We start from the raw sequence: 9,481 nt of genomic DNA, 5'->3' as shown, positions 1-9,481 counted from the left end.
CGTGCAGATGAGGTTGACCCATGCAGTACCATTCCAGTCGGGGCCGGTCTGCGCGTAGCCATCAGCACAACTTGGTGGTGCTTGATAGTTACACTGCGGTGCGCTGTAGTACGCACCTTGCCATTTCGCGGCGGAAAGGGTAGTCCAGCCGGGCGCAGTCGAGCAGGTCGGCGCCGTCTGCGGAGCCGCAGAAAGGGCCGGTGGGCATGTCGAGTCCTGATAGCCCGACGTGCAGCGCGCAGGCGCAGAGAGAGTGTTCTGGCTGGCCGCAAGCATACAAGCCAGCAAGGCGATGTTTTTCGTTGTGCTTTTCATCATTTTCCTTTTTGGTGCTGCCTCGATTAGTATCCGCAGAACGTCTCTGCAATGCCCCAGCCCGTGACTGCGTTTCCGCTTCCGTCCGTGATATGCACGACCCACGGCCCCGAACCAGTAGACGGGCCAAAGTTCACCGTCGCGGTCGTGTCGATGGTCATGTTCATCGGGATCACCTGAATTTGCGGCGTACCGCCGGACGGGCACGTCGGCATGGGCACGCTGTATCCGTTCGCAACCTGATAGAAGCCCTGGAACAACTCTTGACCGCCAATAGGCATCCACTGGCCGTAGCGGCATTCCAGCGATTGGCCACTGTTATCAGCATTGGCAGCAAAATGGCCTGGGCCGGGACATGAGGTGCGCGGCGTTGCGATGCTACCAACCTGCACCGTGCCTTGAACCTTCAGGGAGCTTTGCCCGTTCGCGGCAATAAGCGAAATGCGCCCATCGGCATCGTTTTCGACACGCGTGTTGTAGTCCTGCACGCCTTGGCCAGCAAGATGAAAGTCGATATAGGGCGTGCCCGCGCCCGCCTGCGAGTTGTTGCCGCCGAGCTCCAGCGAACCGCCCTGATCGGATGAGAACTGTCCGCCGCCGGCGCTTTGGTACGTGGTGGCGTTTACCGAACTGGCGTTGTTCAGGTCATTGCCATTCATGTCGATCGACGCGTCATTCATCCGGTTTACCTCGGGGTGGCCGGGAACCGTGTTGCGATACAGATAGCCGTTCATCAGCCCGGCATTCGGCACGAAAAGCGCATAAGCAACGTGGCCAGCACCCGGCGAACCGCCGAAATTCGACCATGCAATGTTCCACGCGTTGAACGCCCCTTGGCCTGTTGCGGGGGCGCTGCTTGGCACATAGCCGCCGGCGCCGCCCAGCAGCGTCGCTACCTGCTGCGCGTTGCCGTCGCTAATGGACTGACCGCCGGTCGTGACCACCACGGCGTCCAGCTTGTTCGCCTGGCTTTGGTAGACGCGTAACTCATAGCTTTGTCCATACGCGTTCGTCGTCTGGCTGAACGACGAGGGCAGGTAGCTCGCGAAGGTCGAAAGAGGGTAGGTCTTTTCCGGCGCGGCATCCGTGACCACGGTGCTCTGATTCGCGTTGATAAAGTCGTTTGCTGCCTGCCCGACGATCAGCGCGTCGTGCGCGACGCCCTTATTCACGAAGTAGTCGCTCAACAGATTGAGCGCGCGAGCCGCGACGATCAGAAACAAGGCAACAACGACCGTTCCTATCAGGATTTCGATACTCGTCCACCCGCGTTGCAACGCGCGGCGCGTCGGATATGCGGTCGGATTCTCACCGGGTGCCAGAACGCGAAATCGGGTATTTTTTTTCATGCCAATCCTGTCTTTTTTGGAGTCACGCGCGCGGCGTGTCGTTCGACCACAAAACGCGATTGCGTTGCAATTCGATTTCCTGCTCAAGATCGCCGAACCGGCCTGCGCGAATCTTCGCGCGAACGCTGTCACTCTCGCTCTTGTTGACAAAGAGGAAGTCTGATCTCAGAAACGCCGCCGTTTCGCCTTTTTCCTGAAGCGGCACAACCTCAAGCTGCTGAAAGATGACGATCGCAAGCCCGGCGGCCAGAAGGCCGTTCGCGCTGCTTTGCTTCGCAGATGCAAGGGCGGCTGTGCGCTCGATGAGATCCGACAGGCTCGCGCCGTGCGCCGTCGCGATAATCAATTCGCCATTGACGCCAGATTGCACCGCCTGGTATGCCTCGGACGGACGCCGAATTTCCCCGATGTAAATTGCGTCGGCGCGCGAGCGCACACCACGGGCAAGCTGTTCTTCGAGATCAAGGCCATCGCGCCGGATTGGTACTTGCAGGCAACGCCCCGGCCCGTGGGGGCCGTTCAGATTGGTTTCTTCGGGATCTTCCGCCGCGTAGATGAGCTCGCCCAACTGCTCCATGCGTGCGATGGCGAGCGCAGCCGCGCTCGTCGTCTTGCCAGCGCCAAACGGACCACCAAACAGCACCAGGCCAGTCAGGTCGGGAGCCAGCAGGGCGTCGCACAGAGGGCGCGGGTAGCCAAGATCCGCGAAGCGACGCTTCTGTTCGTCGGCGATCGCCAGCACATAAATGGTCTCGCCACGCACGTCCACCATCGTCGTCACACGAAAAGTCCGGTCGTCGTAGACCAGACTAAATTCGTCCTGTCCTACGCTCTCTCGCACCTTCGCGCAGCGCGCGCGAATGTCCTTCAAGTCCTCGCTCCATTCGAGCGGCGCCGGCGTCAAACCCTTCCGCCCGTTGAGCTTCGATACGTCGCAGAAGGACTCTCCGATGTAAAGGTCAAAGAATCGTTCCGTCTGGATAAAAGACATTGCGCGCGCCTTCCTTTTTAGGTGAGGGACGTGAAGGTGATCGTGTTGGACGTGGCCCCGTTGCAGAGATTGCCAGCAGTGTTCAGGTCGATCGGCCCGGAGTTGCCGCCGCTACCGTTGACGCTGATCGTGTCCCAATCGCCGGTTTGCGAAGCGTTCTGAACGACCCCGGCGCACGCGTCGGAGGGCACCGTGTCGGTCATCGAGAAGCCGTAGCCGGTGCTCGTGATGGTGTACGCGACGTTCCACGGGTTGAGAATCGTTGTGCCAGTGGTCGGCATGTTTGTCGGCACCTTCTTGGCGGCAATCAGGGCGGCCGCGAGGTCCGCATTGGACGGCCCGTAGCCCGCCGCGGTCTTGGCGGCCTTGACCTGGGTGTGCAACAGGTTCACGTTCCCTGCTTCGGTCGTGCCGTCCGCGCTCTTACTCAGAAGGTTTCCGCGGCTCGCGACCCAATAGATAAAGAGGGAGACGACTGCGACGCTGACCAGAATTTCGATCATCGTCCAACCACCCTGTTTCTTCGTGAGGCCGAGTGCGCGAGCCGGGGAGACGAACTTTCGTTGTTTGATTGCCATAGTGTTGTTGCTCCAGAAAATAAGGTTCAGACGTGCAGTGGGGTTACATTATGTTGAAGGCTTTCAGCAGTCCCTGGCTCATGTCGTTCATGGTGGACCCGAGCACGATCAGCAGAGCGCCGAGGACAAGCATCGCAGCGTTGCGAAATACAACGGAGGTCGCCTTGAGCTCGATGATCGACTGCTTCATCCAGTTGTTGCCGAACTCCTTGAGCCGGTCATCGCTGCCCTTGAGGTTGCCGATAACGCGGATATAGGCAATCGCGTCTCGCGCCGGGAAGTTGAGTCCTGTGTTCTTGAGCGCGAGGCCGAGATTGCGGCCATCGCGAACGCCCTGGACACCGTTGAGCGTCGCGTCGATGCGCTCCCGCATGTACGGCGTGGCGTGAATCAGCATGCGTTCGAGCATTTCAACGCGGTTGACGCCGCCGCCCTCCAGAATGGCGCCGACGTTGTAAATGAAAATCGCGCCCTGCACCGTGCGATAGGTTGACCACGGCTGGAGCTTGTCGAGCGTAACGCGCAGCTTTCCCGTGAGTCTCGGAAAGCTGACGAAAACCAGCACGACGAGCAACGCCGTCGCAACGGCGACAAAAATGCCGTAGTTGCCGAACCACGTCGTCAACGTCTCGGTCAACGTCTGGTGCTGCTCTTGCCCCGCCCGGTGAGACGCCTTGAGCATCTGCGGAAGAATATGCGTTGCCATGTAGTAAAAAACGGCGAACGCGAAGGCCAGGATGAAAGAGGGGTAGGCGGTCGCGGCAATCAGGGCATTGCGCATCTCCTCCTTGCGGTCGATGATTTCGACCGCTCGATCGAAGGCGAGCGCGAGCCGGTTTTCCGAACCCTCGCGGGCTGCGCCGAAGGCGCCCGACTCGATCGACGTTTGCTCGTCGTAGGGTATCCAGCGCGAGAGCGTTTCAAAAATTGCGGTTCCTTGGGCAATGCCGGTCGCGCAGTCCTGTGCAACGATTGCGAGAATGCGGTTCGGTGTGCGTCCTTCGTCGCTGTAGATATCGTAGATTTGGTCGCACGCCGGCTGGATTGCGATGGACGACTTCAATTGCAACGAAAGTGCCGTGTAGAAAATGCGGCGTGCTTTGCCATCGAACTGACCGCGCCAGAAGGTGGCCTTGATGCTGTCGAGTATCATGCGGCCTCCGCGATCGTTAGCGCATCCTCGTCCAGCGGTACGATGGTGTCGCCGTCGAACGGATCGAGCTCGCCGTCATTGATCCGCATGATCGTGTGACGATTTTTGGTGATGCCGTTCATTTTTTTGACCCAATACGATCGCGCTTCGGCAGAACCCTCCTTCCGATAAATTTCCAGCAGCGCCTTGTTGGTCACGCACACCTCCGCGACCAGTTTGCGATCGACGTAGCCCATGCCACCGCAGTCAGGGCATTGATCGTCCTTGCCCCGGAGAAAGACGCTATCGGGGTTGCAGAACTCGCGCACCCGGTCGGCGGTTACTGCGTCGAGCTCGTGATAGTGTGTGCTGAACGGCACCTTGCAACGCTTACAGAGAATCGGCGCGAGCGACTGATTCACGAAACCCTTGAACAGTTTCGGATTGGCAAGGCGGCGATCATCAACGCCAAAGTCTGCGAGACGGTCGAGAATCGCGAAAATTTCTTCGGCGTGGATCGTGGACAGCAGGCCGTGGCCGGTGAGCGCAGCCGTGACCGCCGCAAGGGCCGAAGCAAGGTCGCGGAGCTCGCCGACCATGAAGTAGTCGATATCGAGACGCACTACGTTCGTGATCGCCGACGCCCACGCGCGCGAAATACCTTCTGGCGAGTCCAGGTCTCCCGTGAGGATCGTTTGTACCGCGCCGTCAATGACGTATTCCAGCGGGTTTTCGATCGTCAGCAGGTTGATCTTGCCGTCGAACAGTTTCAGCAATTTGCGCAGCAGGATAGCCAGCGAGGACGATTTGCCGGAACCCGTTTCGCCAGAAAAGAGGATGATGCCCTTGCGGCGCAACATCGTTTCGAGCAACACGATTTGCTCCGTGAGGTAGCCCGCATCCTCAAGCGACGTAACGCGTGCCTGATCGTGCGTGTAAAGCAGACGCAGCACGAAAATGTTTCCGTACTCCATCGGCCTTGTTGCGATACGCGCCCCGGCGAGGCCCGCTTTCTTCATGAAATCGCGGGACAGGCGGCCGTCTTGCGGCGCACGAATCAGGTACGAGTGCCCAGCATCGTCCGTCATGGACTCGTACATGCAGCGGCAAAGTGATTCACCATCCTCGGGCAGCAGCTTGAGTTTCGTGATGAGCGAACCGTGGATACGCCAGCGCACAAGCGTCTGCTTCTCGTAGTTCAAAAAGTGAATGTCGCTGGCTTTGTCCTCGACCGCCTGACGGATGATCTTGAGAACGTCATTCTGGCGCTCACTATGGTCCGTCGATGCTTTTTTTGCGTCGAGGCCAGCTGCGCCCGACGCGACGCGCTCGATAACTGCCGGGTCCGCTTCCACCTCGCTGAACTCGATGTTGAGTCGCTTGAGTTGGTCCTTATACGTCAGTACGCCGAAGTCGGTCCGATACTCGCGGCTGACCAGCAGCCTGCCATCAGTGAGAAGAAGCACCTTGTCCGAAGAATCTTGGCGCGGCGGGTGGCGCAAGTCGGGTGCCATGTCGATCATGACATTCGTGGCAACGTGCGCAGATTCATTCATGCCCATTTTCGTGCCTCAGCGTTGAACGCCGTTGATCGACGGCACGACTGCGCCGGATGGGGTCGCCTGGCCAAAAGCGATCGCAGGAGGCAGGGGAGTCGCCATCAGTGGTGCTGCGGTGGCCACGGCGGGCACCGGCGCGGACACGCCAACCTGCGACGAGCCGACAGCGATGATCTTGCCGTGCTTGTCGCGGAGCTCGCCACTGGCCTTCTCGGGCCACAGGTGGACGATCGTGTAGTCGCCCGGAATCTTGTCACCTACGGCACGCTCGACGGTTTGGCCGTCCGCGTATTGGAAACTCCCGAACACGATGCCATTGACGCCCATCAAACGCGTCAGTGTCGGAACGTCTACGCTGCGCTCGACGCCGGCGCCTGCGCCGGATGCGGGCAACTTGCTCTGGTAGTTGGCCTCGGCGTCCAGCAGCGCAGCCTTGCCGATAAACATGATTCGGTCGGCCTGCACGCGTGCGAGGTCGCCGACCGTCGCAGCCTGTGCTTGCGTTTCGGCGTGAAGTGACACGGAAATTGCCGTCATGGACAGTGCAGCGATCGCACGGACTTTAACGTTGCGCATAAAGGTTTCCTTCAATTTGCCAAGTCAATTCAGCCTTGCCGGGGTTGAGCGTCGCGCTGATTGCGTCGATTCGCGTTCCTGCGTAATGGCTGAAGTTTTCGAACAGTCGGTCGGGCGGCAGGACGCTTCCACGGAGGATGAACGGGAACTGACGCCAGGTTGCTTGCGGTGGCTTCAAGGAGGGATCAGGCGGTGGACCACCGGGCTTGATCGGGAATGCCAGCTGAACCGCCTTTTCGTTGACGCTCGGACGTAGCCCCTCAAGATTCAGCGCCTGAAAGTGCGAAAGAAATCCGCTTTGCATCACGTCTGCGGACGCCAGGGAATCGTCACCTCCCGCCGGCATGCTGTGCGGAACGTCGAACGAACCGAAGTCTCCCGGTCCATCAAAATTCGCTTGCACGCCGACAACCTGCCGGACGCCCTCCGCGAACTGGTCATCGGTCAATCCCGTCACGCGCCTGTAGGTCGCGGTGAGTTCAGTTGCGTTGCACTTCCACGAGTCCAGAATCCACCCTGCAATGCTCAACGGCAGGCTATCGCTGGCCGCCGAGCAAATGCGGATGAAGTCCTCGGACGTGGGTTGGACAGCCCAGGGGTGCGCGAGGGCTTCCGCCATGAGCTTTGTGCGTGCGTCCGCGTTGATCCGCGCGAGCCTGGCCGCGGTTTCGGCTTGCTCCTTGGCGGCGGCCTGAGCCCACGCGTCGCGCTTGTAGGCCTGGTACAGATGCACGCCAAAGCCGATTGCGACCAACACGCCTACGCCCGCCGCGCTCACGGCGATTTCCCGCTGAGTCATACCGAACCGCAGACGCTTCAAGCGCAGATCTTTGCGGAGCGCCTTCGGCTTCAAGAGCTCGTATATGTCCTTCGTGTGCGGCGAAAGTTGGAGCTCACGGGACGCAAAAATGGCCTCGGGGGCGAACTTGAACAACCCGATTGCTTCGCGCAGTTTCGTGCGCGCGGCGTCTGCGTCGGTGATGAGATCGAAGCCCGGGGCAATCTGGCCATCGTGCACCACGACCACGACATAGCGCCCGTCGTTCAGCTTCAAGCCGCAGCACCACGAATCGCCCAGCAAAGCGGCGAGTGACGCCGCGAGGCTGTACATGCCTTTGACACCACCGGTATTGCGCGTGACGAACCCGGCCTGAATGCGGCGGCCGCGCCGGATGGCCACAACGTCACAACCAGCCCTGTCGCCTTCCTTGCGTGCCTCGGCCATATAGTTGGTCGAGCTACTGAGCAACAGCCAGTACAGATTCGAAACAAAGATGACACCGTTGATTTCGACAATCTGCTGGGGATTCGCGCCAAAAATCGAAGGAGCCTTGCGCGCCAGTGGCCTCGCCTTATTGATAAACATTGGCAGGCTTCTCCGCGAGGATCGGCGTGATCGTCACAACCATCATGGTGTGATTGCGGCTTGCCGTCAGCCCGCCGCCCATGAGCCAATTCCACGCCGCGCCAGCGCCGGTATGCGCGGAACTGGTGTCGTCGTAGTCCTGCCCCGTCAGCATGACCGTCTGACCCGGGTCCAGAGGCACGGTAACGGTCGTATTCAGGGGCAGGCCGATGCTCGGCAATTCGATCTTGCTTCCTGCGGCGCTCTCGGTGCGAATGCCGTTGTTGGTCGAGAGATTGATCTGGAATTTGAGGATCATGTTGTTGTCCTCAAACACGTTCGGCAACAGGGAAATGTTGAACCCCGTATTGATCGTGCCCGGCGTGAGCGTTGCCGTACTGCCGACCTGCGCTGTCTGCGAGACGGCGGACTCGGCCAGATAGCCATCCTGATTCCCCGTCTGCGTTGCGGCGAGGGTGAGATTCATCGCCGGAACAGCCGTACTGCGCGTGAGGTTCGCGTTGCCCAACTCGTTGAGGGCCGACAGCATGGCCGATGATCCCGCCCACGGCGACGAGGACGTGTCGAGCACCGAATAGCCGCCCGTCACCGCGCCAGTCGGTGCCGCGAACACGTTGGCGAGGGTAATGCCTTTGCCCGCAAGATTCTTCCAGACCAGATCCCAGTTCAGACTCAGGGAGTCGGAGGTGGTGCGCGTGATCGAATACACGTTGATCTGGAACGTGACGAACTTGTCGAACATTTTGTTGCGTTCGTCCACGAAGCTCTTGACGCGCGCAGCTACGTCGGCCGTGTCGTTGACCGTGACGGCACCGGTCAGCGGCTCAACCGTCACGTTACCCATCTGCCGAAGCGCATTGCCCATTTCGGTCCACATATCGCCCTTGATACTGGACTGAACGTGCTGCAGGGTGTTTGCCTGCCCCTGGCCGCCTTGTGACGTGGACGTGAGACCGCCGGCGGTGCCGTTGTTGCCCGTCGCACCCGTTACCTGCGTGGTGCCGCTGTCAAACTGCGAGCGCATGTCGATATCGCCGCCGGTCAGATGAATGCGATACGTCCAGGTGCCGATCGAATAGATGCGGTAATTCACCGTGCCGTTCGGCCCAGCCTGACGCGAGAACGACAGCCCAAGGCGGTCGGTTACGATACCCATCACCTGATCGAGATCGCCATGCACGTTCAGATCGAGCTTGTTATCTGGTGTCACGCCGACTCCAGCAGGCTTGCTGCTGATGGCCGGGACGAGCGGCGCGCCGCCGCTCGCGCTGACCGAGGCACCCGTGTTGCTGCTGGTGTTCTGCGAGCCGCCCGCGAGGTGTTGCAGCGCGTCTTGAGTGATTCGCACGTTGACGCCGCAGCGCGTCATTACGGCCTGGGCGAATTCCTGCAACGTGATCGGCATCACCGTCCCGATGTTCAGATCGCATTTGACGCGCGACTGCCCCGGATCGCGTTCAAGAACCGGCTTGAGGTCCACCCACGGTTTCGTCATGTACTGCACGGTATCGTCGTAGTGGGTTGCAGGATTCGCATCGGCAATCTGTTTGCCTAGAACGGCTTCGCGGCGCTGTGCTTCGGCATCGACCTGACCCGCGTGTTCGTATGTCGCGCA

At 60.2% G+C, this 9,481-nt stretch carries 8 protein-coding genes; all 8 read right to left on the bottom strand.

Features of this window, described 5'->3' with window-relative positions; translation table 11 throughout:
• Positions 1 to 341 precede the first annotated feature (341 nt).
• Genes pilV through LDO54_RS28075 form a run of 8 tightly spaced genes read right to left on the bottom strand, consistent with a single transcriptional unit; the run spans position 342 to position 9,361 of the window.
• Positions 342 to 1,664, bottom strand: a complete 1,323-nt coding sequence (gene pilV, locus LDO54_RS28110) for a shufflon system plasmid conjugative transfer pilus tip adhesin PilV (protein WP_224014164.1) — start codon at positions 1,662 to 1,664, stop codon at positions 342 to 344.
• A gap of 22 nt (positions 1,665 to 1,686) precedes the next feature.
• The gene (locus tag LDO54_RS28105) at positions 1,687 to 2,655 is read right to left on the bottom strand and encodes an ATPase, T2SS/T4P/T4SS family (protein WP_224014162.1); all 969 of its coding nucleotides are present in this window, start codon (positions 2,653 to 2,655) and stop codon (positions 1,687 to 1,689) included.
• 17 nt (positions 2,656 to 2,672) lie between these two features.
• A complete protein-coding gene (locus tag LDO54_RS28100) occupies positions 2,673 to 3,233 on the bottom strand; it encodes a type 4 pilus major pilin (RefSeq protein WP_224014160.1) in 561 nt (186 codons plus the stop codon).
• A 43-nt stretch (positions 3,234 to 3,276) separates the two neighbouring features.
• Positions 3,277 to 4,386 (bottom strand): hypothetical protein, encoded by a 1,110-nt coding sequence (locus tag LDO54_RS28095; RefSeq protein WP_224014158.1) that lies wholly within the window; start codon positions 4,384 to 4,386, stop codon positions 3,277 to 3,279.
• Positions 4,383 to 5,921 (bottom strand): ATPase, T2SS/T4P/T4SS family, encoded by a 1,539-nt coding sequence (locus LDO54_RS28090; protein WP_224014157.1) that lies wholly within the window; start codon positions 5,919 to 5,921, stop codon positions 4,383 to 4,385. Before LDO54_RS28090 ends, LDO54_RS28095 begins: the two co-directional genes overlap by 4 nt.
• Before the next feature lie 15 nt (positions 5,922 to 5,936).
• A complete protein-coding gene (locus tag LDO54_RS28085) occupies positions 5,937 to 6,500 on the bottom strand; it encodes a hypothetical protein (RefSeq protein WP_224014155.1) in 564 nt (187 codons plus the stop codon).
• Positions 6,487 to 7,866, bottom strand: a complete 1,380-nt coding sequence (pilO2, locus tag LDO54_RS28080) for a type 4b pilus protein PilO2 (RefSeq protein ID WP_224014153.1) — start codon at positions 7,864 to 7,866, stop codon at positions 6,487 to 6,489. Before pilO2 ends, LDO54_RS28085 begins: the two co-directional genes overlap by 14 nt.
• Positions 7,853 to 9,361, bottom strand: coding sequence for a PilN family type IVB pilus formation outer membrane protein (locus LDO54_RS28075; RefSeq protein WP_224014151.1), 1,509 nt, complete (start codon positions 9,359 to 9,361; stop codon positions 7,853 to 7,855). The genes pilO2 and LDO54_RS28075 overlap by 14 nt, the downstream gene beginning before the upstream one ends.
• Positions 9,362 to 9,481: the final 120 nt, after the last annotated feature.

It is taken from the genome of Paraburkholderia tropica (genome assembly GCF_914484835.1).
Taxonomy (GTDB): Bacteria; Pseudomonadota; Gammaproteobacteria; order Burkholderiales; family Burkholderiaceae; genus Paraburkholderia; species Paraburkholderia tropica_A.
The sequence above is the reverse complement of the archived record's forward strand: the minus strand, read 5'-3'. Positions and strand labels throughout refer to the sequence as shown.

Coding starts and splice junctions, on each gene's coding strand:
- LDO54_RS28095 (WP_224014158.1), bottom strand. CDS start 4,386: ATGATACTCGACAGCATCAAGGCCACCTTCTGGCGCGGTCAGTTCGAT.
- LDO54_RS28100 (WP_224014160.1), bottom strand. CDS start 3,233: ATGGCAATCAAACAACGAAAGTTCGTCTCCCCGGCTCGCGCACTCGGC.
- LDO54_RS28105 (WP_224014162.1), bottom strand. CDS start 2,655: ATGTCTTTTATCCAGACGGAACGATTCTTTGACCTTTACATCGGAGAG.
- LDO54_RS28075 (WP_224014151.1), bottom strand. CDS start 9,361: ATGACGAAACCGTGGGTGGACCTCAAGCCGGTTCTTGAACGCGATCCG.
- LDO54_RS28085 (WP_224014155.1), bottom strand. CDS start 6,500: ATGCGCAACGTTAAAGTCCGTGCGATCGCTGCACTGTCCATGACGGCA.
- pilV (WP_224014164.1), bottom strand. CDS start 1,664: ATGAAAAAAAATACCCGATTTCGCGTTCTGGCACCCGGTGAGAATCCG.
- pilO2 (WP_224014153.1), bottom strand. CDS start 7,866: ATGTTTATCAATAAGGCGAGGCCACTGGCGCGCAAGGCTCCTTCGATT.
- LDO54_RS28090 (WP_224014157.1), bottom strand. CDS start 5,921: ATGAATGAATCTGCGCACGTTGCCACGAATGTCATGATCGACATGGCA.